Here is a 25,895-nt window from a genome sequence, read left to right as displayed (position 1 = left end):
ATGCTGGGGCTGATCAGCAACGAAGGTGTGACGATCCAGGAACATAATCTGGATGACAGCCCTCTGGCTGTGCGGGGCCTGACGGTTTCCTACGGGCAGAAGCCAGCGGTCTTTTCGGTTGATATGACAGTAACGCCCGGCGCGATGACCGCCATTATCGGGCCGAACGGTGCTGGAAAGTCAACGCTGCTCAAGGCGGCGCTGGGCATCGTTACGCCATTGTCGGGGCAGGTGACCGTATTTGGTCAGCCGCTGAATTCACAACGCGCACGTGTCGCCTATGTTCCCCAGCGTGCCAGCGTGGACTGGGATTTCCCGACACGGGTGATCGACGTGGTTCTGATGGGTCTGTCGCGTGAACTGGGCCTGTTGGGCCGCTTGCGCGCGCGCCACAAGGCCCGTGCGATGGATTGCCTGAACCGTGTCGGAATGCGCGATTTCGCGGATCGCCAGATTGGCCAGCTGTCCGGTGGCCAGCAACAGCGTGTGTTTCTGGCGCGTGCTCTGGCTCAGGATGCAGATCTGTACCTGCTGGACGAGCCGTTTGCCGGTGTCGACGCTGCTACCGAAAAAGCCATCATCGCGGTGCTGAAATCCCTGAAAGAGGCCGGTAAGACAGTCGTTGTCGTGCATCATGATCTGGCCACCGTGACCGACTATTTCGACCACGTTTTCCTGATCAACACTCGCAAGGTGGCCGAAGGGCCGGTGGCCGAGGCCTTCACGGCGGAAACGCTGCAATCGGCCTATGGTGGCAGGTTGGCAACGGCCCAGATCGATCAGATTTCACGCGCGCTGGGATAGTTCATGCTTTGGGATGCTCTGACCCTTCAGCTTGGCTATAACGCCACGCTGGTTGCCATCGGTGCGACATTGCTTGGCGTGTCGGCGGGCGTGACAGGGACCTTCCTGTTTCTGCGCAAGCGCGCCCTTGTCAGCGACGCAATCAGCCATGCAACCCTGCCGGGCGTCTGTATCGCTTTCATGGTGCTGGTCGCGCTGGGTGGGGACGGGCGCAACCTGCCGGGCCTGTTGGTGGGGTCCGCCATTTCAGCCTGGGTTGGTCTGTTGTGCATGAACTGGCTGACACGGCGCACCCGACTGGCCGAGGACGCCGCGATCGGTGCGGTCCTGTCTGTGTTCTTCGGCTTTGGGATCGTGCTGCTGACGGTCATCCAAACCATGGGGGTTGGCCGTCAGGCCGGGCTGGAAGGTTTCCTGTTGGGTTCGACCGCTGGAATGCTGTGGGCCGATGCGGTGATCATCGCACTTGGTGGCGCCTTGACCTTGGCTCTGGTGCTGATCATCCGTCGTCCGATGACCCTTGTCGCATTCGACCCCGAATACGCAGCGGCGCGCGGGTTGCCAGTGCATCGTATCGACCTGGCCATGATGGGGCTGGTCATGGCCGTGACCGTGGTCGGCCTGAAAATCGTCGGCCTGATCCTGATCGTGGCTTTGCTGATCATTCCGGCAGTGACCGCCCGGTTCTGGTCTGACCGCTCGGAACGCGTTGTTCTGTTGGCCGGGCTGGCCGGTGGGCTGGCCGGATATATCGGCGCTGCCATATCCGCATCTGCGCCCAATCTTCCAACCGGCCCGATCATCGTACTGGTCAGCTTTGCCTTTTTCCTCGCCTCCCTCTTCTTCGCCCCAGTGCGCGGCGTTCTGGCGGCGGTGCTGCGGCATCTGCGGTTTCAGCGCCGGGTGCATATTCGTCAGGGACTTCTGGCGATGGCGCAAGGGCAGAAGATCTATGAGCCCCTGACCTTGCGTTTGCTGCGGCGTGCCGGGCTGGTCCGGGCGGATGGCGTGGCGACGGACACCGGCAAGGCCCGCGCGGCCAAAGCCCTGCGGGATGAAAAGCGATGGGAAATCGTGCGTGCCGATCAGGCGCACGAGGCGACAGCTGCGCTCTATGACGGATTGCGCGATATCGAGTCTGTTCTGACACGGGACCAGATTGATGAGATCGACCGCCAGATTGGCGGGCCGCAGGGGATACCGGCATGAGTGGTGAAGAATTCGTCCCGCTGTCTCTGACGCCGCTGCTGATCGGAACATGTGCGGCCATCGCCTGTGCCTTGCCCGGCAACTTTCTTGTGTTGCGAAAACAGGCGCTGATCGGCGATGCGATTAGCCATGTGGTGCTGCCGGGTATCGTTGTTGCGTTTCTGCTGACAGGGGCCATATCCACTTGGCCGATGATGTTGGGCGCGGCAGGGGCCGCGGTTCTGGCTGTTGTCCTGATCGAGGCCATTCGCCGACTGGGGCAGATCGAACCCGGGGCCGCCATGGGCGTGGTCTTTACCACCATGTTCGCGGCAGGCGTCCTGCTGCTAGAGCAGACGGATACGTCAACCGTGCATCTGGATGTGGAACACGCGCTTTACGGCAATCTCGAAAGCCTGATCTGGCTGGACGCGACCGGGTGGTCCTCGGTGCTGGACGCTCAGGCCCTTGCCGGATTGCCCCCGGAACTGCCCCGTATAGCGCTGACACTGGTCGGAGTGATGCTGTTCACATGGCTGTTCTGGCGGCCGCTGAAAATTTCCACCTTTGACGAAGGTTTCGCCCGCACGATTGGTATTCGCACGGGACTTCTGGGTATGGCGCTCGTCATCACTGCAGCCATCGCGGCGGTTGCCGCTTTTGACGCTGTGGGCTCGATCATCGTGATCGCGATGTTTATTTGCCCTCCGGCAGCCGCGCGGATGCTGACCAACCGGCTTGAGGCGCAGATTGGCTGGAGTGTCGTGATCGCTATAACCTCTGCCGTGACAGGGTATGTGCTGGCAGGCTACGGACCCCTGTGGCTGGGTGCAGCGGATGCGGTCAGTGCGGCGGGGATGATCGCAACGATGTCCGGGCTGATCCTGGCACTGGCGGCCATGTTTGGCCCATGCCGCACACGTGTTGGTGTTCAGACATCAGCCTGAGACGGCATTTTCCTGCCGCAGATGCCCATGCGTCATCGGCCAAACTCTGCCCAGATGCCGTTAAGGTTAATCTTAAGCAGATTTTTGGGAAGTCTCGTGCTAGAGGCTGCCCATTGATTAGCTGAACACACCACTCACTCTGGTAGGCCCGGATGGTACGGAATGGGGATTCATTCACGGCCATCCGGGCGCCCCTTTCCGATCAGAAGACATGCTCAAACCGGTGGCAGAATCGTGCGCGGTTGTGCTAGGTCTAGGGGTATGGCGCAGACAAACCCCAATATCAGCGAAAATCGCCCCGTGATCAGACAGCTTGACGATGCTGCCATCAACCGTATTGCGGCGGGTGAAGTGGTGGAACGCCCGGCCTCGGCGGTCAAGGAACTGGTCGAGAATGCGCTTGATGCTGGGGCCGCGCGTGTAGCCGTCGAAATCGCCGACGGGGGAAAGACACTGATCCGCGTGACCGACGATGGGTGCGGCATCCCGGCCCAAGATTTGCCGCTTGCCCTGTCGCGCCATGCCACATCAAAGATCGACGGATCGGACCTGCTGAATATCCACACCTTCGGGTTTCGAGGCGAAGCTTTGCCCTCGTTGGGGGCTGTCGGACGCCTGACCATAACCAGTCGCGTGCCCGGTGCGGACGCGGCGCAGATCCATGTTGCGGGTGGCAAGATGGGTTCGGTCAAGCCTGCCGCCCTGCGCGCGGGCACGGTGGTCGAACTGCGCGATCTGTTTTTCGCCACCCCCGCACGGCTGAAATTCATGCGCACCGACCGGGCCGAGGCGCAGGCGATCACGGACATGGTGAAACGGCTGGCTATGGCCGAACCATCCGTCACATTTACCCTGCGCGATGTCTCGGGCGGTGGCGAAGGCCGTGTTATCTTCCGCGCGGATCGCGAGAATGGCGACCTGTTTGATGCCCTGCACGCCCGTCTTGCCCGTGTGATAGGGCGCGAGTTTGCCGAGAATGCGCTGCGGATCGATGCCACGCGCGACGGTCTCAGGCTTTTTGGTTATGCGGCCCTGCCGACCTATTCCCGTGGCGCTGCGGTGGCGCAGTACCTTTTCGTCAACGGGCGTCCCGTGCGCGACAAGATGCTGACCGGCGCTTTGCGGGCGGCCTATTTCGATTTCCTCAGCCGGGACCGTCACCCGGCCGCGGCATTGTTCATCGACTGCGACCCGACATTGGTTGACGTGAACGTTCACCCTGCCAAGTCCGAGGTCCGGTTCCGCGATCCCGGCGTTGCGCGCGGGCTTATCGTGTCCAGCCTGCGCCACGCTTTGGCCGAGGCAGGGCATCGTGCGTCATCGACCGTGGCCAATGCGACCCTGGGTGCAATGAGACCGGAGCCTGCGCAGTCTGCACCAGCGCGGGTCTATCAGATGGATCGCCCGTCGCCCGCAGCGCGCCAGGCCGCGTACCGGGCGCAGGCTCCGGGTTTTGCGGAACTGGCGCATGATTACAGCGGCAGCATTGTCGATCCGACCCCGGTTGCACCCGTATCACAGGGTCAGGAGCCTGATGCGCAAAACCTTCCGCTGGGCGCTGCGCGCGGGCAGGTGCATGAAAACTACATCATCGCCCAGACTGCCGATGGAATGGTGATCGTTGATCAGCACGCCGCGCATGAACGGCTGGTCTATGAAAAGCTGAAAACACAGATGGCCGAGACAGGCGTCGCGGCGCAGGCACTTTTGATCCCTGAGATTGTTGAGTTGTCCGAAGGCGACTGCGCCCGTCTGATGGCGGTCTGTGATGATCTGTCCCGTTTGGGGCTGACCATCGAACCCTTTGGCGGAGGCGCAATTGCCGTGCGCGAAACCCCGGCCATTCTGGGCGAGGTCGATGCGCGCGCGATGATCCTGGATATCCTCGACGAACTGGCCGATCAGGGCGAAACACAGATGGTGCAGGCAAGGATCGAGGCGATCCTCAGCCGGGTTGCCTGCCACGGCTCGGTCCGGTCCGGCCGCCGGATGCGGGCCGAGGAAATGAACGCCCTGCTGCGCGAGATGGAGGCGACGCCGCATTCCGGCCAGTGCAATCACGGGCGACCCACATATGTGGAACTGAAGCTAAGCGATATCGAACGCCTGTTCGGGCGCAGTTGATTTGGTGTCAAACAGGCCTTAAGAAGACAGAAACAAAACGAGAACATACTGAACCCCATGATCCAGATTGCAGGTATTGAAATAGCGCTGAATGATCCCGTGATTCTGGTTGCGGGCGGAACAGTCGCGCTGATCCTGCTGCTGCTGTTCCTGTCGTTGCGCGCAGCCAATCGCTCGGCCCGGATGGCGGAACCGCTGGCGCGGCAGATGGCGCTTCTGGGTCAGCATGTGCAGCAGCTGGGGCAGGGGCAGGAACAGTTGCGCGGCGGCTTGCAGCATGTCTCGGACACGCAGGCCAACGCGCAGGTGCAGGTGATCCAGACGGTCGAGGCACGCTTGTCCTCGGTTCAGCAGCAGATGAATGACCGGCTAGCGGATAACGCGATGAAATCGGCTCGCGCGCTGGCCGAGATGCAGGAACGGATGAAGGAAACCCTGCACGGTTCGTCAAAACAGACGGCGACATCACTGACGCAGCTGCAGGAACGTCTGGCCGCCATCGACAAGGCGCAGGACAATATCACGAAACTGTCGGGCGATGTTCTCAGCCTTCAGGATATCCTGTCGAACAAGCAGCGGCGCGGGATGTTTGGTGAGATTCAGCTGAACGATATCGTGTCCAAGGCGCTGCCCGCGGACAGCTATTCGCTGCAAGCCACCTTGTCGAACGGCAGGCGCGCGGATTGCCTGGTGCATCTGCCGAACCCGCCCGGCCCGATCGTGATTGACGCGAAATTCCCGCTTGAGGATTTCGAGGCACTTGCCGCCGCGCAGAGCAAGGCAGATGTTGAAAGATGCCTGAGGGCTTTTGGCGCTGCCGTGAAAGTGCATATCAAGGCGATTTCCGAGAAATACATCCTCGACGGGGAAACCGCTGACGGTGCCCTGATGTTCGTCCCGTCCGAAGCGATCTATGCCGAGCTGCACGCCCGCCTGCCCGATGTGGTGCGCGAAGGGTTTGCTGCCCGGGTCTGGATCGTCTCGCCCACCACCTGTATGGCCACGCTGAACACGATGCGGGCGATCCTGAAAGATGCGCGCATGCGTGAACAGGCCGGTGCGATCCGCAAAGAACTGGGATTGCTGCACAAGGATGTGGACCGTCTGGGCGACCGCGTTTCAAACCTCGACCGTCACTTCGGTCAGGCGGCCAAGGATATCTCGGAAATCAAGATTAGTGCCGAAAAGGCCGGCCGCCGGGCGCAGCGGCTGGATAATTTCGACTTCGAAGAAATCGCGCCCGATACTGAAACAGAGGTTGTGCCGCTGGCACGTCACGAAGGCTGAACATCCTGTTGAAGAACTGAACCGGCACCGGGCCGGTTTTGATGGGCCAGCGCCTGCAAGGGTTCAGATACGCAGAAAGGGCTGGAACAGGCGCGGCATCAGCTTGTTGAACTTCAGCGGCGCATCCGTAACCGCTAGGCATATGCAGTCTTCCGAGATATCCGCGACAGGTGTGTGTTCCAGATCCTCGTCGGCGATTTCAACATCGCCACGGGCAAAATGGTCAACCTCGTCCGAGAAAGCCCCTTGCAGAACCATTGTCAGCTCCATGCCGTTGTGGCCGTGATCCGGCACGGCAGCACCGGCCGGAATGAAAAGCAAGCGGGCGGTGGCGTCTTTGGTGGTCGGCAGGATCGCCTGTTTGACGCCCATACCTATCGACCTCCAGCGGATGTCCTTGACTGTTCCGCCCACGTAATCCTGCAACGGGGCCGGCAGAACTGCACATCCCGGGCGAACGGGCTTGGGCGCCGGAGCACCTTGGGAGATCAAAGCCATCGTGGCCGCCAGTGAAGTTTCACTCATGCTGACACCCTCACTCTGCTCGTCCAGAACATGCCCGCCAACGGCGTCATAGCTTTCTGCGCGCGCGCGGCAGTGGTCGCACAGGGACAGATGCGTGGCGACCATCAGATCGAAGGCTTCGGGCAGACCGCCTGCGGCATAGGCCATCAGCAGGTCATCTGTCAGGTGATGTTTGATCAACTTGCTCATCTTACTCATCTCAGTTCATCGCGTGGCGCAAGCGGTCCAGCGCCAGCCGTATGCGTGATTTGATCGTTCCCAGCGGCAACCCGGTTTGTGACGCAATTTCCCGGTGACTCAGGTCGCCGAAATATGCCTTCTCAATCAGGTCCCGCTGTGCATCCGGCAACGCTTTCAAGGCGGTGCGCAGTTGCGCAGTTTCCTGTTGCAGCGCGATGACGTCATCCTGATCAGGCTCAGCCTCGGGCCCCCAACCCAGATCTTCGGGTTCAGGGCGGCGTTGCTTGCGCAGCACGTCAATGCGCTTGTTCCGAGCGATGGTGAACACCCATGTGGCCACGGTGGCACGCGTCGGGTCGAACAGGTGGGCCTTGTGCCACAAGGTCGCCATCACTTCTTGCGCGCATTCTTCTGCCATGGTGGCATCAGCCCCTGACTTCATCAGGAACGCCTTGATACGCGGCGCGAAGTGCTGGAACAGCTCGGCAAATGCCGCCTGATCCTGCGCATCCCGGATGCGTCTGACGTGGTCCACCCATTCGGCCCTGGTCTCGCGCTTGCTGTTGATTTCGTTCACCCGCCTACCCTTGATGCGTTTGTGGACGCGCCAAGGTTGAGGGGCGGGTGTTTCAACCGCTGGTCCGTCCAAGGTCGCTGTGTTGGTCTCGGTAAACATAACCATATTACGGCGCATGTCCCAAGCCGGATCACTTTATCGGAACATTTTGATCCGCTCCCGGCCAAGTCTCGTAATATGAACACCAGCGGCAAAAAAGAAATCACGACTGCTCTGGCGGTTGTGCAAGGACCAGAAGATATCGGATGGTAAAAACGATAGATCATGTTGCAGGCCACACCTATCACGGCCGCAAGGGGGCAATCGACAACGCCTTCCGGTATTCTGTCGATTACATCCTGTTTGATCCCGAAGCCCGGTTGACCACGCCTTTTCTGTTTTCAATGGACCGGACAAATGTCACCAACTGGCGAACCCGCGATCACGGAGGAGAGCCAGGTCAAGGCCATGGTGCCGCCTGGCTGCGCGCGCGATTTGCCGAGATGGACATTCCGCAACCCGCGCAGGTCATGCTGCTGACCCAGCCAAGGGTGCTGGGCCACGTTTTTAATCCCGTCAGTTTTTGGTTTTGCTTTGACCGCGATGATCAGCTTTACGCCGTGGTGGCCGAGGTGACGAACACCTTTGGAACGCGCCACAGTTATCTGTGCCATAAGCCGGATTTTTCAACCATCGAACCAACCGACCGATTGGCGGCCGAAAAGGTGATGCATGTCTCGCCCTTCCAGAAGATTGAAGGCAGCTATACGTTCCGCTTCGACTACAGCCCGGATCGGGTTGGTGTGTGGATCGACTACACGCGCGCGGGTGGCGGGTTGATCGCGACACTGACCGGACCGCGCCAGCCATTGACCAGCCGGGTGATCCTTTGGTCTTTTCTGCGTCGCCCATTCGGTTCGCGGCGCACTTTTGCGCTGATCTTATGGCAGGCCTTCAGGTTGTGGCTGAAAAAAGCTGCCTTCCGTCCGTTTCGCAAGGAACCTGTGCCTGATCATCCAGTATCGCGTGTGGGGCAGTGACCAGCCTGTTTGTTCAAGATCAAAGACGCAGGCGCCTGCCAGTGGTTGTGATGGCGTAACAACCGCGAACACGAGGAGTCGAAGAGATGTTGGAAATCTCGGCAAGAAAAGTCGCCCAGGTCGCCATGATGGGCCGCGAGCTGAACCGGGCCGAGGGCGAATTGCGGGCGTTCATCGACCGCATGAGCGAAGACGAGCAGGCCGAACTGGTCGCCATCATGTGGATCGGGCGCGAGAGCTTTTTTGCGGAAGATCTGGCCGAGGCCATCGCCACCGCCAAGTCTGAGGCATCGACCCCTTGTGCAGACTACCTGATCGGAACACCGCACATGTCTGACCACCTTGAGAATGGTCTGGACGCACTGGGGATATCTGCGGAAGACGTGGAAAACGATCTGATGTAGACCGCGCGACATCATCGCTGCCCGGTGCCTGCGTCTGGCGGCGCCGGATATTGCCCGCCAAGGCAGACTAACAGCGACGGGGGTGTCAAGCTTTCGAGCGAGGTTGGTGAAAGTCTGTATTCGGTTTCTCTTTGCCTTCGAAGCCGCTGCGAATAGGTTTCTATGTGATCCTCTTGAAAAGCCGCCACTTTCCCAAAGGTGCGGCTTTGTAAGCCGTGTATTTCTACTGAGGTAGACAGTTTTCTGTCGCGGCCTTGAGGAAATCATTGCTGAACGGGGATTGCGCGTGGACCATGCTACATAGAACATGTGGGTCAAGCGGTTTTCACCGGTGATCGTACCGCGCGCAATCGATGAAGCGTCCTACACTGAATTCTTGGCGCATGGACGCCATATAGGTCCGTGTGCATGTCCATGGAAAGTGGATGTATCTCTACCGCGCTTTCGACAAAGCAGGAAATACTCTTCATCTCATGCACCAAAACGAAAGTTCTGCCTAACGTTCTCAAGAATTTGCGGAACAACCGCCACGGTTGTGGCTGGACTGTGGATCCGTTTCAGTTGCTGGATGTCAGCCTGATCGAAAATGCTGCGCCAGAAAATCAATCAACGCGCGCACCCGGGTCGTCAGGTGACGATTGGGTGGATAGAGCGCATAGAGGCCGAAGTTTTCCGTTTCATAGTCCTGAAACAGGTGCTCTAGGGTACCCTCTTCCAGACTGCGGGCAATCACATAGTGCGGGCAACGCGCAATACCCAGCCCGGCGATCGCCATGTTGGCAATCGCCGCCGGGGCATTGGCATGAAACATTCCCGCCACCTTGACCACAATATCCCTTGTCCCGGCTCGAAACCTCCATGCTGTTGCGTCGGCCGGATTTTCGTCAATCAGGCAGTTATGTGTGGCCAGTGCCATCGGATCACCCGGACGCCCCCTTTCCGCTAGATAATCAGGCGACGCGCAGACGATCAGCGGCATATCGGACAGCTTCCGCGCAATCAGGGTCGAATCCCGCAACACCCCGATCCGTATGGCAAGATCGAACCCCTCTTCAACAAGCGCCACGCGCGAGTCCGACAGTTTAAGGTCGATATCGACCTTCGGATGCGCCCGCAGAAACGAAGCCAAAGCCTGAGTCAGGTTGATGCTGCCGAACCCGGTTGGTGCGGTTATTCGGATTGGCCCGGCCAGTGCCGATTGCCGCTCCTGAACAAGGTCTTCCAGCTCGTCGATTTGTTCCACGATCGGGCGGCAGCGTTCAAGGTACGCGATGCCGACGTCCGTCAACGAAACGCTTCTGGTTGTCCGGTTGAACAGCTGCGTCGATAGCTTGGCCTCCAACTGGGCAACATACTTGCTGACCAGTTTGGTAGACAGGCCCAGCCGCCGCCCCGCGGCAGTGAACGATCCCTCATGAGCAACCGCCATAAATGCCCGCATCGTGTCAATTGTATCCAACGCAGCGCTCCTTCGTCAGGTTGGTGTTTGGTCAATTATACCCAATTTGTTCATAGTTACTGAATAAAACGCAGGATTATAACTAAGAAAGGTTTTGCCATGTTCTAGCCAGTGACCGCTGACGAACATCGCCAGCTCGCTCCCAAGAAACTCCTCCGAAAGGAAACAGACATGCCAAACGCAATCCGTATCCACCGTCATCCCTTGTCCGGGCATTCACACCGGGTGGAACTATTCGCCAAGCTTGGCGGCATCAATCACGAGCTGATCGATGTCGACCTGCTGTCTGGCGAACACAAGAAAGAGCCGTTTCTTTCCCTGAACCCTGCCGGGCAGGTGCCGGTGATTGAGGACGGTGAAATCGCGATCGCCGACTCCAACTCTATCCTCGTGTACCTTGCGCGGAAATACGCGCCTGATTGGCTGCCGACTGATCCGGTGCGCGAGGCGGAAGTTCAGAAGTTCTTGTCGCTGGCCGCCGGCGACATCGCCCACGGCCCTGCGGCAGCACGATTGATCACCGTTTTTGGCGCTCAACTGGATGCAGAACGTGCCAAGGCCATCGCCAAATCCGCCTTTGACCGGCTTGAGGCGCATTTGAACGGACGCGACTGGCTGGTCGGAACCAGCCCATCCATCGCTGATGTCGCGATCTACAGCTATACGGCCCATGCGCCTGAGGGAAACGTTTCACTGGATGATTATCCCAATATCCGCGCCCTGCTGGCCCGGGTTGAGGCGTTGCCCGGCTTTGTGGCCATGCAAAGCACCAAGGTCGGCCTCGCCGCCTGACACCAGAGCGCGCCCGGCCGTCAGGACCGGGCGCATGCGTCCAAACCGTGCCGCCCCAGGAGAGACCCCATGATTTCCATCGAACCCAGCGACAGCAGCACTTCCCCTTTTCATCGGGGTGAACACATGGCGCAGGCGCGGCTGGGTGTCCGCGACATCGAACACTGGGCACGGAAAGTTGTCCGCGACCACATGCCCGAACAGCATCGGGATTTTCATACCGCCCTGCCGTTTCTCGTGATGGCTGCGCGCGATGCGCAAGGTCGGCCCTGGGTTACGTTATTGGAAGGGCCAGACGGGTTCGTCTCTGCACCAGATAACAAAACGCTTTCCATTACTGCCTTGCCAGCCCAAGGCGATGCATTGCACGGTGCCCTTCACCCCAAAAGTGATGTTGGCATCCTTGGTATTGAACTGGCCACGCGTCGGCGCAACCGCATCAATGGCCGCGCCGGACACGTTACTCCGACCGGTTTTGATTTTCATGTTGACCAGACCTTTGGCAACTGCCCGCAGTATATCCGTGAACGCGCGTGGCACCGGGTTGATGACTCGAGGCCCGGACCGACAACACGCGGCCAATACTTGACGTCGGATCAGGTCCGGTGGATCGAAACAGCCGATACTTTCTTTATCGCCAGCGGCTATCGCGAAGAGGGCGAAAGCCCGACTTACGGGATGGATGCGTCCCATCGCGGTGGCGACCGTGGTTTCGTGCAGGTTCTGGACAACCGGCGGCTGCGGTTTCCCGACTATGCCGGCAATAACCACTTCAACACTATCGGCAACCTGTTGCTCGACCCAAGGGCGGGATTTCTGTTCATCGATTTCGAAAGCGGCAGCTTGCTGCAACTGACCGGCGTCGCCTCGATCGACTGGGCCAGCGATGAGATCACAAATTTCCCCGGGGCGCGGCGGCTGGTGACACTGGAGATTGACGAGGTCGTGGAAATCCGCGCGGCAGTCAGCCTTAGATGGACTTCGGATGCAGATTCTGTCCGGTCGCTCCGCCTGATCGAAAAGATCCGTGAAAGCGTCGATGTCACCTCGTTTGTTTTCGAAGCTCGCGACGGTGGCCACTTGGCTGGGTTCGAGCCCGGGCAATACCTGCCAATCGAGCTTGAAATTCCAGGGATCGCCGAACCGGTGCGCCGGACCTATTCGCTCAGCAACGGACCGAACAATCATCGCTATCGGATTACAGTCAAGCGTGAGCCAAAAGGGATCGCATCGCAGTTTCTGCACAATCATTTGGAGCCAGGCGCAATCATCAACAGCCGTCGGCCTGCGGGTGATTTCACAATGACTTGCGACCGGTGCCCATTGGTTCTGGTCAGCGCAGGTGTTGGTATCACACCGATGTTGAGCATTCTGAATAAGGTCGCAGACGAGCGCGGCAACCGCCCTGTCTGGTTCATCCACGGTGCTCGGGACGGTCAGCACCATCCAATGGCCGGTGAAGTTCACGATCTGGCCTCCAGGCGGCCGGGGATCACGACGCATGTGGCCTATAGCCAACCAACGCCAGAGGATGAGTTCGGAATGGACTATGACTCGCATGGCCGTGTCGATGGGGCGCTTCTGGAGCAACTGATCAACGATGCCAGCGCGCATTACTTTCTGTGCGGCCCTGTCAGTTTCATGGCCGAGATCCAGGCCGATCTGGAACGCCGCGGCATCTCTCCGGAACATATTCACACCGAAAGTTTTGGCCCCACTGGGTGATTTGACGTGATCCTGCGTGGGCAAATGAAGCTCAAACCACCAGAGCAAGGACATACGTGCCTTTTGTTCGTTTCGTTTGCATTGTGTTGTTGGGATAGCGTTCACCGGCCGGAATGATTTCGCCATTCCAGCTTTCAATCGAAACTCACCGGCTTGTATTTGAGTAGTTCGAGTATTTAGGCGTCAGACACCAACTCCTCAGTTCCTCTCGCTGTTATTCCTAAGTCGTTCCTACGATTGCATATACGTCTTAGGAAAAGTGCGACGCCCTCGGCCGCCTGCCGACACAGAAACCTCCCCAAGCTGCAGTAAGAGTGGCAGGTCGAAGTTCGACGCTTCAGTATTCCAGTGCTGCCTCACGTTTCAGGCGGCTTGCGGCAAAATCGACAAATGCGCGAATCTTTGCGGACACCATCCGCCCTTCGTGGTGCACGATGTGAACCGGTGCAGGAGCCGGTTCAAAATCAGATAACACAGCCTTTAGCCGTCCGTCCGCCAGATATGGTGCGACTTGATAGGACAAAAGCCGGGCCAGACCCTGACCGCGAAGTGCCATTTCGATTACAGCATCGTTGGTATTCATGCTGATCCGTGGATGAACACGCACAAGTTTCGGGTTGCCCAGGTGGTCAAACTGCCACTGGCCTGAAGGCGACAGGGCTAGGGAATTGATCAGGACATGTCTGTTCAGGTCATCCGGGCTTTCGGGTTTGCCTGCTCTTTCAAGGTATTCGGGTGCTGCAAAAACAACCTGTCTGACAGAACCGCAACGCACGGCCATAAGGCTGGAATCCGCAAGCGGACCTATCCTGACGCCAACATCCACACCTTCGTCTATTAAATTCACGATCCGGTCCACGTACAGCGTTCGCGCCTCGATTTTGGGATAGTGCCCCAGAAAATCAGCAAGAATTGGTGTGATGAACAATCTGCCAAACAACACAGACGAAGTGAGGTTGAGCAACCCTTTGGGTTCCGCATAGGTCCCGACCGCAGCGTTTTCTGCCTGTTCCAGATCAACGAGAATCCGCTTGGCATCTTCCAGAAATCTGCGCCCGCTCTCGGTCAACATGACAGATCGTGTCGTTCTTACGAATAAACGGACGCCCAACTCGCCCTCCAGTATCGAAATGGTGCGCGTCACAGCCGGTGGCGACATGTTCAGGTTGCGCGCAGCAGCAGCAAAGCCACCCAGGTCGGCCACCTTCGAAAAGACCAGAAGCGCGCGAAACTTGTCCATGTAATTATTCCAAAATAGTGAATAATAAATTCAAGCTTAATAATATTCTGCCAACAATTGAAACACACTATGTCTCAGGCAAAGACACAATCACTCCGCTAAGGCAAAAGCGCCCGCAGGAAATGGGAGAAATGCCGTGAATGTAAGCCAAGCCATCGGCCAAAACGTGACTGTCCAGATCGTGCACGGTTTTGTGGACAACGGGCTAGGGGGCAACCCTGCTGGGGTTGTTCTGGATGCCGACGGGTTAACCGAGGCGCAGATGCTGAAGATCGCGTCACAGGTTGGCCTGTCCGAAACCGCTTTTGTCTCGCAATCCGCGACCGAGGGTTTCAAACTGGACTTTTTCACCCCGAACCGCAGGATCGCGCATTGCGGCCATGCGACCATTGCCGCTTTTTCCCATCTGGATGCACTTGGCCGTATTCCTGATCCTGAAACTTCAAAAGAAACTGTGGACGGCCCGCGCCGGATTCTGATCAAGGATGGTGCCGCGTTTATGGAACAGTTGGCCCCTAGATATGAAACGCCAGAAGATTGGACCTCTCAGGGTGTCAGTTTGCAGGACGTTTTGGGCTCTTTGGGGTTGTCCCCGAGCAATCTGGATCACGAAATGCCGCCCGCTCTGGTCAATACCGGCAACAGTTTTATCGTGATCGGAGTAGCCGACAGGGAAACTCTGGCTTCGATCAAACCCGATTTCGAGCAGATCAAAACGATCAGCGACCGTCTGGACCTGATAGGATATTATGTGTTCACAACGGCCCAATGCTCGGACGGGCGCGACGCTACTACACGCATGTTCGCCCCCCGATATGCCATTGATGAAGAGGCCGCGACGGGAATGGCCGCAGGGCCGCTGGCCTGTGTCCTGCACGACCTGGGTCACCGCCGTCAGCACGGGTTTCTGATTGAACAGGGCATGTTCATGGACACCCCTTCGCCCAGTTTGATTCAGGTTGAACTGGAAGTTCGTGACGGCGCAATCGCCAGCCTAATGGCAGGCGGGCAAGGCAAAGTCATGCGGTCCTTTCAATTGTCGGTGTGACTAAAACAGCGTTTGGGGCGGCATGTAACATTGCGCGCAGCTTTGTCGAGCAAGTTGAAGAGCGGTTTTACGCAAATCTTGTTGCGATCCTTCAAAACAACGAACTCTCTCCGAGCGCGGATATCGCAGCTTTTGCTGGGGCGCTCGTTCAGATTGTGACGTTCACGTTGAATAGTCGGGCAACCCAATCAGATCACATGATCAGAGCGCCAGGTATCCAGAATCTCCAAGGTCTTGTCTGAAAACTCGACATCGTTGATGTGGCTGTCAATTTCCACAAGTGTTACGTTTTCCGGACAGTTTTTTCTCAGCTCTTCGATGAATCCTGCAAGTCCCTCTACATCTTCCAAAATCGCCCCGGCCCTGTCCCATTCGTTACCGCCTCTGAGCGGCACAAGCAGAACAGTCGGGCCGGTTGCTTCAGAAAGTTTTGCGCACATGGTGCGTGCCATCTCGCGCCTTTGCTCGGCGCTCATGCTGACCGCAGTAATTAGTCGGTTGTGGTTATGAAGGTCATGATCCGCCAACGCTGGAGGAACGGGATGCCAGCCTACCAAATCGACTAGATCATAACACCCAATCGAAACAATCTGCGGCACACCGGCCTTGCCCGCATTGGTTATGCGATCTTCGCCGGCGCTGATGGCTGATCCCAACATGTGGTTGCCGACTTCTTGCGGTGCAAAGTCCAAAACGGCGGCGAATTCACCTTTTGAAGCAAGGCTTTCAAATGCGCGCCCTCCCATGCCCGTAGCATGGAAAACGGCCAGTTCAAACCCGCGCGCCTCAAGGGCGGGCTTCAGGTGCACCATATAGCGCAAGACTGTTTTGCCGAAGGATGTCATCCCGATTAGAGGGCGGTCTTTCTTCATCGGACGGGCAGCGCGTGCGGCTCCCAGAACCGCGCCAGCAGCTTGCCGGAGAGAGGCTTCGCAGACCGAGTTAAGCCCGTAAAGACCACCAGCCCAAAGGATCATCTGAACGTCTGCCGGCAGCCGCTCGGGCGGGATCATCGGCGAGAAAGAGACAGTTGAGACGATGTATTTAGGCACACCAATGGGCAAGGCACAGCACAGATCAAGGGCCAGATCGGTCCCCATTGAACCGCCCAAAACCAAAACGCCATCGAACACGCCCTCATGGTGCAGCCGTGCAACCAGCAGGGCTGCACCTTTGGCCATGATCTGCATCGCAAGGTTTTCGTCACCGCCATCAATGGCTTCCTGTATTGTGTGGCCACCCTCCTCTGCCACCTGATGCTTGGAGTAATCAGTGGGGTGACTGGGGTCGCCAAGCACACTGATGTCCATGGTTTTCACCAATCCACCCTGTTCACGGATCACGTCAGAGATGAAGTTCAGTTCATCATCTTTGGTGTCATAGGTCCCAACGACAAGAATAGTTCGATTGGTCATAGGCCGCCTTTCAGGTTCAAAGTTTGATCCAAGCTGTTTTCAGCTCGAAATACTTGTCAAAGGCGTGCAGCGATTTGTCATGACCGTTGCCTGACTGCTTGACGCCACCCAATGGAACCGTTGTGTCGGCCCCTCCATAGGTGTTTACATGGACAACCCCTGCCTGAATGGCCCGGATCATGCGGTGGGCGCGCGACAAGTTCGACGTCCATACTGCGGATGCCAGACCGTAATCGGTTCCATTGGCAATTTTGATTGCCTCTTCTTCGGTGTCAAAGGGAATGACCGCAAGAACCGGGCCAAACACTTCATCCGTTGCCAGCCGATCGGTGGGGTGAACCCCCGTTACAACCGTCGGGGCCATGTGTCTAACGTCAGCGCATATGGGACCATTTAGGCCAATTTGATAAGAGAGAGTTTCTGGGTCATCGTAACCACCAAGGAGTGGACGATGAGAAAGACAACGAGGAGCCCTGGCGAGAAGATCGTCAAAGATATCAAGCGGGCAACACGCAAGCAGTATTCCAGCGAAGAGAAGATCAGGATCGTGCTTGATGGGCTGCGTGGCGAGGACAGTATCGCGGAGCTGTGCCGTCGCGAGGGTATATCCCAGGGCCTGTATTACAAATGGTCCAAGGACTTCATGGAGGCCGGGAAGAAGCGCTTGGCTGGCGATACAGCCCGGGCTGCGAACACGGACGAGGTCAAAGAGTTGCGCCGTGAGGTAAAAGACCTCAAGGAAGTGGTCGCTGAACAGACGCTTGAGCTGCGTCTTCTCAAAAAAAGCATGCTCGGGGATGGGGACGACCACGAATGAGGTATGCCGCATCAGAGAAGTTGGAGATCATTAGGCTGGTGGAAGAAAGTCATCTGTCGGCGCGTCGGACACTGGCCAAACTGAGCATTCCCCGCACCACATTTTACCGCTGGTATGACCGGTACCTGCAACGTGGCGAAGCTGGTCTCGCGGATCAATCTCCCAAGCCAAAGCACGTCTGGAACCGCGTTCCCACCGACGTGAAGCGTAAGGTTGTGGATCTTGCGCTAAAGGAGACAGAGCTGTCGCCACGCGAGTTGGCGGTGACCTTCACCGATCAGGAACGCTATTTTGTGTCGGAATCCACGGTCTATCGCACGCTCAAGGCGCATGACCTGATCACCAGCCCGGCGTTCATCGTGCTCAAGGCAGCAGATGAGTTCCAGCATAAGACGACGGCCATCAACCAACTCTGGCAGACGGACTTCACTTACATCAAGGTGCTGGGATGAGGCTGGTTTTATCTCAGCACGGTTCTGGATGATTACAGCCGCTATATCGTCTCTTGGAAGCTTTGCACGAACATGCGGGCGCAGGATGTGACGGATACTCTGAATCTGGCGTTGCAGGCTTCGGGTTGCGATCAAGTTCATGTCGTTCACAAGCCACGTCTGCTCAGCGACAACGGCTCAAGTTAAGTGTCCGGTGACTTGGCTGAATGGTTGCAGGACAAAGGGATGAAGCACTCTCGCGGTGCGCCGTATCATCCGCAGACTCAAGGCAAGATCGAACGCTGGCACCAGACCCTCAAGAACCGCATCTTGCTGGAAAACTACTTCCTACCCGGTGATCTTGAAGCCCAGATCACGGCCTTCGTCGATCACTACAATCATCAGCGCTTCCACGAGAGTATCAACAACGTCACGCCCGCCGACGTCTACTTCGGCCGAGACAAAGCCATTCTCTAAAAAAGCGAAAGGATCAAACAAAACACATTCGAAGCCCGGCGCTTGCATCATCGCAAACAGGCCGCATAATCAAACCAACCAGATGAGCCAAACCCTCCTCTAGTTTAGGCAGCCTTTGGTCCCAAAAACCCTGACGACGGACAGAGCGACTGCTGGGACAGCCTTGAGAAGAAGTTCGACGGGACTCCGGGTAAGAAATGATGGGTCTTAAGTTATATACCTATTGGAGATCGACCACATCCTATCGGGTGCGTATTGCATTAAACCTGAAGGGTGTGCCGTTCGAAAGCTGCCCGGTCAATCTGGTGAAAGGCGAGCAAAGAAGCGCAGCCTATCAAGCGATGAACCCCGGCAAGGGCGTCCCTGTGTTAGAGCTTGAGGATGGCACCAAGTTGACCCAATCTCTGGCTATCCTTGATTATCTTGACCGCGCCTATCCCGACCCGGCGCTTCTGCCGGACGACCCGATTGCGCGGGCCAAGGTGATGGCGGCGGCGCATGTGATTGCGCTGGACATCCATCCGGTGAACAACCTGCGCGTTGTTCAACATTTGGACGGGATGGGGCACAGCAAAGCGGAAAGTGTGGACTGGATGGTCCACTGGATGAACGAAGGTCTGACCGCGTTTCAGGCTATGCTGCCCCAAGGCACCCGCTTTGCCTTTGGCGACATGCCATCGCTTGCGGATATCTGCCTTGTATCGCAGCTTTACAACGGGCATCGCTGGGGTGTGGACATGACGCCCTTTGCGCGTCTGACCGAAATCGAAGAAACCTGTCTGGCCCTGTCCGCCTTCGCCGATGCGCGACCCGAGGTACAGCCGGATGCCGAGTGAGGATCACATGAGCCAACTGAAAAAGTCATGGGTGGACAGCGCGAACTCTGCCGAGACCCCCTTTCCCCTGAACAACCTGCCTTATGGTGTGTTTTCGACCTCAGACAGCGCACCGCGCTGTGGCGTGGCCATCGGGGATATGATCCTTGATATGCACGCTGCCGAAGAAGCTGGCCTGATCGAGATTGGTGATGAACCCGTTTTCGACGTGCCCTTCTGGAATGAATTGATGGAGCAGGGATCGGACGCATGGGCCGCCCTGCGCGCCCGTCTGGAACAGCTGCTGGGCGAGGCTTCGACCGAACGTGACACTGTTGAGCCTCTGTTGGTCGCCCAAGCCGATGCCGAGCTGCACATGCCGTTCCTTGTGTCCGAATACACCGACTTTTATGCCGGTCGTCAGCACGCCGCGAACATGGGCGCGATCCTGCGCGGCTCGCCCGAACTGCCGGCCAACTGGCTGCACATTCCGATCGGTTATAATGGTCGCGCGTCCTCGGTTGTGATCTCGGGTACGCCGATTCACCGCCCGAACGGTCAGCGCAAAGCGCCCGACGCCGAGATGCCCAGCTTTGGCCCCTCGATGCGTCTGGATATCGAGCTGGAAATGGGCGCCATTGTTGGCAAACCGTCCGAGTTAGGCCAGCCGATCACCGTGGATGAAGCCGACGACATGATCTTCGGCTATGTGCTGCTGAACGACTGGTCCGCGCGTGACATCCAAGGCTGGGAATACCAGCCGCTTGGACCGTTTCAGGGCAAGGCGTTTGGCACCTCGATCAGCCCCTGGATCGTGACCGCCGCCGCGTTGGAAACGTTCCGTGTGCCAACGCCCGAACGCGAGAGAAAGCTTCTGCCCTACCTCGACGGCTCAAAGGACGGCCTTTACGACATTGAGCTTCAGGTGCTGATGCAGCCTGATGGAGCCGAGAAGGCGAGCGTCGTTGGCGAAACCAACTACTCCCGCATGTATTACTCGGCCGCCGAACAGCTCTGCCACCACGCCATCGGCGGCTGTGCGATGAATGTGGGCGACCTTCTGGGGTCTGGCACGATCTCAGGCCCAACCAAGACGGAATACGGTTCTCTGATGGAGATGAGCTGGGCTGGTCGCGAGCCCTTCACGCTCGATACCGGCGAAACCCGGACTTTCATCGAAGACGGAGACACCCTGACCCTGCGCGGTGCGGCCAAGGGCGAAGGCTTCCAGATCGGCTTTGGCGATTGCGTCGGGCAAATCCTGCCCGCCGTTAACTGGCCCAGGTAAGTGGCGAGCAGGGCAACATCGGTAGTTCCGCACCCGCTGTTTGAAAACCTGTGATCCCACTCGATCATGTTGTTCAAAAAGCCATTCCAGAAACTCTGGAATGGCTTTTTGGGTGCGATCAGGCCGTATGATCCACGATCTGTAAGTGCTGGGCCAGTCGGTCGATCTCGGCCATCCAGCCTTGTACCAGTTTTGGGTCGCTTGGGGCTGCGTGAACACCTGCCGGGATGGCGCGGTTCATAACGGCCTCGACGGCAAGTGAAACCGGGATCGAAACCAGACGCGCCATTGCTGTGCCGCGCTCGTCGCCCCAGGCGTCCATGACATAGGTCTTGTGCCAGACTTCGACGCCGTCTTTCTCGGCTTTCAATCCAACACACAGCACCACGCGGTCGGGCTCACCTTCGTCATAGGCGTTTTCGCTCCAGAACTGGTCGGACATCTCTTTCAGACGCGCATCCCCTTCCGGGCCCGACAGGGTTTCGATTTCACGGAACACGTCCGACCACGCATCCGCCCAACCGTTCAGGCGCAGGGTGCCGCGAACGAATTTCCTGACGGGCCAGTGATCCTCGAACTGGTACTGCGCCTTGAACGGGATCGAGTCGCGGTTGGGATAGACCTCGAAACTTTCCGGCGTTGGCAGCGGCGCGATATAGCTGCTGATCGCATCCCACGGGCGGGCAACGCCCAGCGGGGCATAGTCGCGGATCGACTTCGATGGCGACCGAAGCGCCTTGAGCACACCCAACGGCGACCAGCTGAACTTGTAGCGGAACGGGTTCGGGATCTTGGGAATGCCACCGCAATACGAAATAAAGCTCAGGTGGTTTTGCGGATCGAACACATCCGAGGCGCGATAGTCATCGACCAGCGCATGCGCCATCAGGTGGTCGATGCCCGGGTCCAGACCAACTTCGTTGACCAGCGCCACACCGGCCTCGCGCGCCTTGTCGTCCAGTGCGCGCATTTCGGGCGCGATGTAAGACGACGACACGAAATTGGCCTGCTTGGCAATCGCCAGTTCCGCCAGTGGTACGTGCCAGTCGCCCGGCAGCATGGACACGATCACGTCGCCCTTCTCAAGCACATCACCCAGTGCGTCGATGTCGAAGGCGCGGATATCGTCGGTCAGGTCCCCAACCTCGGCCTTGGCTTTTTCGATCGTCCGGTTCCAGACGGTGACCTTGCGACCACCCTCGATCAGACGGCGCAGGCCGGGGATGGCCGACAGGCCGGTGCCACACCAGTGAATCGTCATCGCTCAGATCCCTTCGATATGTGTTTTGTAAATCGCTTCTGCCCGACCCCAGACGCCGCTGTCCAGATCGGTCAGGGTCAGAAGCGACGGCAGAAGCTGTGCCGCATAATCTTCCGAACTTTCGACCGGCAGCATCGACGGCAGGTTATCGATGGCCATCACGTCCATCACCGGATCGGTTGCCACGCGCAAAGCAGGCGCGTCCCATGTGGTTGCACGGTCATAGACCGGCACCGGGTTGTAATCACTGTCCGGGTCGCAGGCGACATCGCCGATGGCGGTCAGGTTGCGCGGGGCAGTCAACGCCTCACGCGGAACAAAGACCGGGGTTCCGGGGCGCGCGAAAATGCAGTTCAGGAACAGGTCGTGGTCCAGAATTTCGGGAAACGGCCCGCCGCTGACGGTTTCCGCCATGTCCCATTTGGTGACGTAGACGCCCATCGCGTCGCACAGGTCTGCGGCCCCCGTACCCACGCGGCCCAAAGCGCCGATGACGATGGCGCGGGGGCGTGGGGCTCCGGTGGCGTCCAACTCGGCCAGCAATTCTGCGTTCAGAACGTCTTTGCCTGCATACACCCCTACCGGCGGGCATTCCTCGCCCCGTTGTTGCGCCGCCCATGTCTTGAGCGTTACCGCAGCGCCTGCATACCCAGCCCAATAGCCAAAGGCGGCAACCCGGCGGCCATCCTCACCCACCAGGTATTCCAGATCATAAAGCGTACCGCCCCCGGCCTTGAACCGCTCCAGCAGCGCGCGACCCGAATGCTGGCCCTTATAGGCATGGCCGAACATGATGTGGCGATGGGGCAGGGGGGTGCCATCTTCGGGCAGTTCCTTGAGGCCAAAGATGATCGCATCCAGCGGGGCTTCGGGCCACGAATTCTCAGCCGCGATTGCACAGCCAGCGTCCTTGTAGCCATCAATCGGAATGGCGCGGACATGGCTTTCTTCGACTGTCACGCGGAGACCTGCGGCGATCAGTGCCGCGGCCCCTTCGGGTGTCAGCCCCACCCGTTCCTCGTTCGGGCGCTGTTCCGCCCTGACCCAGAGATGTGTCATCTTACTTCCTTTTGTCAGAGCATCCCGGCAGCGCGCACCGCCTGAACCGAAGGCCGTGCCTCCATCGCCTCGCGGAAGGCGATGATCCTGGGGAAGGCCGAGACATCGACGCCGTCGCCTTCCAGCCAGCTGCAAACCACATAAAGATAGGCATCGGCCAGAGAGAACGCGTCCCCCAGAACAAACGGCCCGCGCAACCCGTTTGACGAGATATAGTCGCAAGATGCAGTCATCGTTTGCGCGACCTTGTCCGTCATGTCTTTCCAGCTGGACTTCTTGTCGGCCCAGCGATGCCCGCGCAGCTTGTGGGCGTGGTTCACATGCATGGTCGAGGCCAGATAGAACATTACCTCACGCATGCGGGCGGCCATGACCGGATCAGCTGGTACCAACCCGGCCTCGGGTGCCTTGACCGCAATATATTCCAGCAACGCGCCGGTCTCGGTCAGGATGCCGCCATCGACCACCAGCGCCGGAACGCGCCCCTTGGGATTGATCTGCTTGTAGGCCGGTTTTGTCTGTTCCCCATCGGCAAAGTCCAGCTTGATTGCTTCATAGTCCAGCCCGGCCTCTTCCAGAGCAATCGCAACAGCGACCGAGATGGTTCGGGGTGCATAATAAAGCTGCATCAGGGATCTCCGATCTGGTTAGAGGTGGGTTTGCGCGAACTGCCGGTCGGGTGCTTCCAGATGCGGCACCGCATTGAACAGGACCGGGCTCAGCTGTGCGCCAATCGGGTGCAGACGATGCATCGACGTGTTCATGATGGCAAGGGCCACCCGCGCCATCGACGGGATGTCCAACCCCATCGCCTGCCGCACCACCATCGAGATCAACCCGCCCGAGGTCACGACAATGGCCGGTCCGCCCTCGGTCCCGATCTCGTGCAATGCATCGCGGACGCGGGCTTCAAACGCGTCGAAGGATTCCGGCGCGTTCTCGATCTTTCCGCTGGCCCAGGCCGCGAAGGTTTTGGGCAGGTGTTCGACAAATCCCTCGCGATCGGTCGGGATTTCGACGCCGTGCTGTTCTTCGAACAACTGTGCAAGGGTGAAATACTCGATCTCGTTCAGCCGTGCGTCGCTGACAGGATCGGTCAATCCCATGCTGGTCACCGTCTCGGTGTGGCGGGTCAGGGTGCCACAATAGACGCGTGTATAGTGGCTGCGGGTGTCACGCAGATGCGCGCCCAGCCAGCGGGCCTGTTGATGGCCCAGATCGCTCAGCTTGTCATAGCTTGCTTCGTCGCGCGCCGTCGTGTTTGCCTGCCCGTGGCGCACCAATGTGATATGTGACATGTCGCTCCCTCTTGCGCCGAAGTCTTAGGGCAGGTTCCCTGCCGGGACCAGAGGGGTTTCTTGATCTCACCGGAAAAACATTCGCAGCTGTCCGGTTTCTGGCTATGGTCGCCCTGACCAACCACGCCCGGAGGGATTCATGGCCGTCGACCACACGCGTTTTCTGGAGGATCTGCACAAGCTGCGTGAATTCGGTGCCTCAGGTGTGGGCAAAGGGGTCATCCGCCCGGCCTATTCCCAAGCGGATATCGCGGCGCGCCAATGGCTGGCGGACCGTATGGCCGATGCGGGTCTGACACCGCTTTTCGACCCGGTCGGCAACCTCTTCGGGCTGGCGCCTGGCCGCTCTCTGCTCATGGGGTCGCATTCCGACAGCCAGCCCGAAGGCGGCTGGCTGGACGGTGCGCTCGGCGTGATTGCCGCGCTGGAAATCGCGCGGTCCAGCGACCAGCCGATCTCGGTCGTCAGTTTTCAGGACGAAGAAGGCCGGTTCGGTGTGACCACGGGCTCGGCGGTCTGGTCCGGCGGTCTGCCGCTGGACAAGGCCGATGTGTTGACCGACGGTTCTGGCGTCAGCTTTGGCGAGGCCCGATCTTCCTTGGCGGATCTGTCGCAGGGTTTTGTCGATCCCGCGCGGTTCAGCGGCTTTGTCGAGATGCATATCGAACAGGGCCCCTCACTGGACGCAGCGAACGAGCAGATCGGCGTCGTGACCGATATCGTCGGCATCCGGGACATGTCGGTCACTTTCGAAGGGCAGCAGAATCACGCGGGCACCACACCGATGCATTTGCGCCGGGATGCGTTTCAGGCGTTGTCACTGTTCAACACGCGCCTCAACGAACGGTTTCGCAACGTGGTGACACCACAAACCGTCTGGACCATCGGGCGGGTCGATCTTCACCCCAATGCGTCGTCCATCGTGCCGGGTCGGGCGCGGTTCTCGATGCAGTGGCGCGATGGCGATCCGGATCGGCTGTCGCGGATGGAGGAGATTATCCGTACCACAGCGCAGGAAATAGCCAGCGAACAGGACTTGGTGCTGACCTACGGCCCTTTGCTCGGGTTGGAACCCGTCACGATGGATCAGACGCTGCGCGCGGCGCTGGAACATGGGGCCGAACAGGTGGCCCCCGGCAAATGGCGCAGGATGCCGTCGGGCGCGTTGCACGATGCCACAAACGTGTCGCGCCTGATGCCCGTTGCGATGCTGTTCGTGCCCTCAATCAACGGTATCAGCCACGATTTTGCCGAAGATACCGCCGAAAGCGATCTTGTCGCCGGGCTGAGGGTGCTGGATCTCGCAGTGCAGTCACTTGACGGACAGGCGCGATAAGGTGCAGGCAAAATACCGTTTTTTCAGGCCATTGCAGTCGGCTTGCCTGGTGTTATCGTCGCGTTCAAAGCTTTGACCGGCAAACCCTTGCGGAGGCCAAATGACAAATGTTGCCTAACGGAAAAAAGTTTCCTATAGGAACGAAATGGATGCATACGCCCGTATACAGACTTGCCCCACAGGCGGCGCGCCGGTTCGCAAGTTGACCGGAATCGTTGCAATATTGACTACTTGAGGCAGACTGACGGGAATGCGTTCCAAACCGAAAGATACGAAAAGGTATCCAAGATGACCGAGATTAGACGCACGCCGCTTTTTGGGCTTCACGTTGAGTTGGGCGGCAAGATGGTTGATTTTGCCGGGTGGGAGATGCCGGTTC

The 25,895-nt window shown here is 58.7% G+C and carries 22 protein-coding genes and 2 pseudogenes; 14 read left to right on the top strand and 10 right to left on the bottom strand.

The window, feature by feature from the left end; translation table 11 throughout:
- The 5 genes from ACR0J7_RS17625 to ACR0J7_RS17605 all read left to right on the top strand — a co-directional run bounded on the left by ACR0J7_RS17625 (position 1) and on the right by ACR0J7_RS17605 (position 6,350).
- Positions 1-804, top strand: a complete 804-nt coding sequence (locus tag ACR0J7_RS17625) for a metal ABC transporter ATP-binding protein (protein WP_480560493.1) — start codon at positions 1-3, stop codon at positions 802-804.
- A 3-nt stretch (positions 805-807) separates the two neighbouring features.
- Complete coding sequence (locus ACR0J7_RS17620) at positions 808-2,013, top strand: metal ABC transporter permease (RefSeq protein WP_480915133.1); 1,206 nt, start codon at positions 808-810, stop codon at positions 2,011-2,013.
- On the top strand, positions 2,010-2,939 hold the full coding sequence (locus tag ACR0J7_RS17615) for a metal ABC transporter permease (protein ID WP_480915131.1): 930 nt from the start codon (positions 2,010-2,012) through the stop codon (positions 2,937-2,939). The genes ACR0J7_RS17620 and ACR0J7_RS17615 overlap by 4 nt, the downstream gene beginning before the upstream one ends.
- A gap of 261 nt (positions 2,940-3,200) precedes the next feature.
- The gene (gene mutL / locus ACR0J7_RS17610) at positions 3,201-5,063 is read left to right on the top strand and encodes a DNA mismatch repair endonuclease MutL (protein WP_480774259.1); all 1,863 of its coding nucleotides are present in this window, start codon (positions 3,201-3,203) and stop codon (positions 5,061-5,063) included.
- A 57-nt stretch (positions 5,064-5,120) separates the two neighbouring features.
- Positions 5,121-6,350 (top strand): DNA recombination protein RmuC, encoded by a 1,230-nt coding sequence (locus ACR0J7_RS17605; RefSeq protein ID WP_480900752.1) that lies wholly within the window; start codon positions 5,121-5,123, stop codon positions 6,348-6,350.
- A gap of 63 nt (positions 6,351-6,413) precedes the next feature.
- Here the strand turns inward: ACR0J7_RS17605 and ACR0J7_RS17600 are convergent, their stop codons facing one another.
- Both ACR0J7_RS17600 and ACR0J7_RS17595 read right to left on the bottom strand, forming a co-directional pair.
- Positions 6,414-7,064, bottom strand: a complete 651-nt coding sequence (locus ACR0J7_RS17600; RefSeq protein ID WP_480482874.1) for a ChrR family anti-sigma-E factor — start codon at positions 7,062-7,064, stop codon at positions 6,414-6,416.
- 10 nt (positions 7,065-7,074) lie between these two features.
- Positions 7,075-7,731 carry a sigma-70 family RNA polymerase sigma factor gene (locus ACR0J7_RS17595; protein ID WP_209598534.1) on the bottom strand — a complete coding sequence of 219 codons (657 nt, stop codon included), beginning with the start codon at positions 7,729-7,731 and terminating at the stop codon, positions 7,075-7,077.
- A gap of 146 nt (positions 7,732-7,877) precedes the next feature.
- Between ACR0J7_RS17595 and ACR0J7_RS17590 the strand changes: the two genes are divergently transcribed.
- Together ACR0J7_RS17590 and ACR0J7_RS17585 are read left to right on the top strand one after the other, a co-directional pair.
- Positions 7,878-8,651 (top strand): DUF1365 domain-containing protein, encoded by a 774-nt coding sequence (locus ACR0J7_RS17590; protein WP_480900750.1) that lies wholly within the window; start codon positions 7,878-7,880, stop codon positions 8,649-8,651.
- An 86-nt stretch (positions 8,652-8,737) separates the two neighbouring features.
- Entirely contained in the window at positions 8,738-9,055 is a 318-nt protein-coding gene (locus ACR0J7_RS17585; RefSeq protein ID WP_209505065.1) for a DUF3775 domain-containing protein, read from the top strand.
- Positions 9,056-9,626: 571 nt separating this feature from the next.
- Here the strand turns inward: ACR0J7_RS17585 and ACR0J7_RS17580 are convergent.
- Positions 9,627-10,514: a LysR family transcriptional regulator gene (locus ACR0J7_RS17580; RefSeq protein WP_480900746.1), complete on the bottom strand. Its 888-nt coding sequence runs from the start codon at positions 10,512-10,514 to the stop codon at positions 9,627-9,629.
- Between the two features lie 171 nt (positions 10,515-10,685).
- Here ACR0J7_RS17580 and ACR0J7_RS17575 point away from each other — a divergent pair, with 171 nt between their 5' ends.
- Entirely contained in the window at positions 10,686-11,306 is a 621-nt protein-coding gene (locus ACR0J7_RS17575) for a glutathione S-transferase family protein (protein ID WP_480774255.1), read from the top strand.
- Positions 11,307-11,375: 69 nt separating this feature from the next.
- A complete protein-coding gene (locus ACR0J7_RS17570; protein WP_480915128.1) occupies positions 11,376-13,031 on the top strand; it encodes an FAD-binding oxidoreductase in 1,656 nt (551 codons plus the stop codon).
- A 337-nt stretch (positions 13,032-13,368) separates the two neighbouring features.
- On the opposite strand, the gene ACR0J7_RS17565 is transcribed toward ACR0J7_RS17570, so the two are convergent.
- Entirely contained in the window at positions 13,369-14,271 is a 903-nt protein-coding gene (locus ACR0J7_RS17565) for a LysR family transcriptional regulator (RefSeq protein WP_480915126.1), read from the bottom strand.
- Between the two features lie 136 nt (positions 14,272-14,407).
- Here ACR0J7_RS17565 and ACR0J7_RS17560 point away from each other — a divergent pair, with 136 nt between their 5' ends.
- Entirely contained in the window at positions 14,408-15,319 is a 912-nt protein-coding gene (locus ACR0J7_RS17560) for a PhzF family phenazine biosynthesis protein (RefSeq protein WP_480560478.1), read from the top strand.
- 188 nt (positions 15,320-15,507) lie between these two features.
- Here ACR0J7_RS17560 and ACR0J7_RS17555 read toward each other — a convergent pair whose 3' ends face one another.
- Positions 15,508-16,734: a Tm-1-like ATP-binding domain-containing protein gene (locus ACR0J7_RS17555; RefSeq protein WP_480915124.1), complete on the bottom strand. Its 1,227-nt coding sequence runs from the start codon at positions 16,732-16,734 to the stop codon at positions 15,508-15,510.
- Between the two features lie 16 nt (positions 16,735-16,750).
- Positions 16,751-17,101: pseudogene (locus ACR0J7_RS17550) on the bottom strand (aldehyde dehydrogenase family protein); the annotation flags it as partial.
- An 84-nt stretch (positions 17,102-17,185) separates the two neighbouring features.
- On the opposite strand from ACR0J7_RS17550, the pseudogene ACR0J7_RS17545 reads away from it, so the two are divergent.
- The 3 genes and pseudogenes from ACR0J7_RS17545 (at position 17,186) to fahA (ending at position 20,562) form a co-directional block, all read left to right on the top strand.
- Positions 17,186-18,528 (top strand): annotated as a pseudogene (locus ACR0J7_RS17545) (IS3 family transposase).
- 131 nt (positions 18,529-18,659) lie between these two features.
- Complete coding sequence (maiA, locus tag ACR0J7_RS17540; protein WP_480774251.1) at positions 18,660-19,295, top strand: maleylacetoacetate isomerase; 636 nt, start codon at positions 18,660-18,662, stop codon at positions 19,293-19,295.
- 7 nt (positions 19,296-19,302) lie between these two features.
- Complete coding sequence (gene fahA / locus ACR0J7_RS17535) at positions 19,303-20,562, top strand: fumarylacetoacetase (RefSeq protein WP_480774250.1); 1,260 nt, start codon at positions 19,303-19,305, stop codon at positions 20,560-20,562.
- Between the two features lie 118 nt (positions 20,563-20,680).
- Here fahA and ACR0J7_RS17530 read toward each other — a convergent pair whose 3' ends face one another.
- The 4 genes from ACR0J7_RS17530 to ACR0J7_RS17515 are packed head-to-tail and all read right to left on the bottom strand — an operon-like array spanning position 20,681 to position 24,180.
- Positions 20,681-21,823: a saccharopine dehydrogenase family protein gene (locus ACR0J7_RS17530; RefSeq protein WP_480900741.1), complete on the bottom strand. Its 1,143-nt coding sequence runs from the start codon at positions 21,821-21,823 to the stop codon at positions 20,681-20,683.
- Positions 21,824-21,826: 3 nt separating this feature from the next.
- A complete protein-coding gene (locus tag ACR0J7_RS17525) occupies positions 21,827-22,882 on the bottom strand; it encodes a saccharopine dehydrogenase (protein ID WP_480915122.1) in 1,056 nt (351 codons plus the stop codon).
- A gap of 14 nt (positions 22,883-22,896) precedes the next feature.
- A complete protein-coding gene (locus ACR0J7_RS17520) occupies positions 22,897-23,511 on the bottom strand; it encodes a glutathione S-transferase family protein (protein ID WP_480624885.1) in 615 nt (204 codons plus the stop codon).
- Between the two features lie 18 nt (positions 23,512-23,529).
- Positions 23,530-24,180: a histidine phosphatase family protein gene (locus ACR0J7_RS17515; protein WP_480915120.1), complete on the bottom strand. Its 651-nt coding sequence runs from the start codon at positions 24,178-24,180 to the stop codon at positions 23,530-23,532.
- 139 nt (positions 24,181-24,319) lie between these two features.
- Between ACR0J7_RS17515 and ACR0J7_RS17510 the strand changes: the two genes are divergently transcribed.
- Entirely contained in the window at positions 24,320-25,516 is a 1,197-nt protein-coding gene (locus tag ACR0J7_RS17510) for a Zn-dependent hydrolase (RefSeq protein ID WP_480915119.1), read from the top strand.
- Positions 25,517-25,895: the final 379 nt, after the last annotated feature.

It is taken from the genome of Ruegeria sp. O4 (assembly GCF_056535125.1).
Note: the sequence above shows the minus strand (reverse complement) of the source record. Positions and strands in the feature narration are given on the sequence as shown.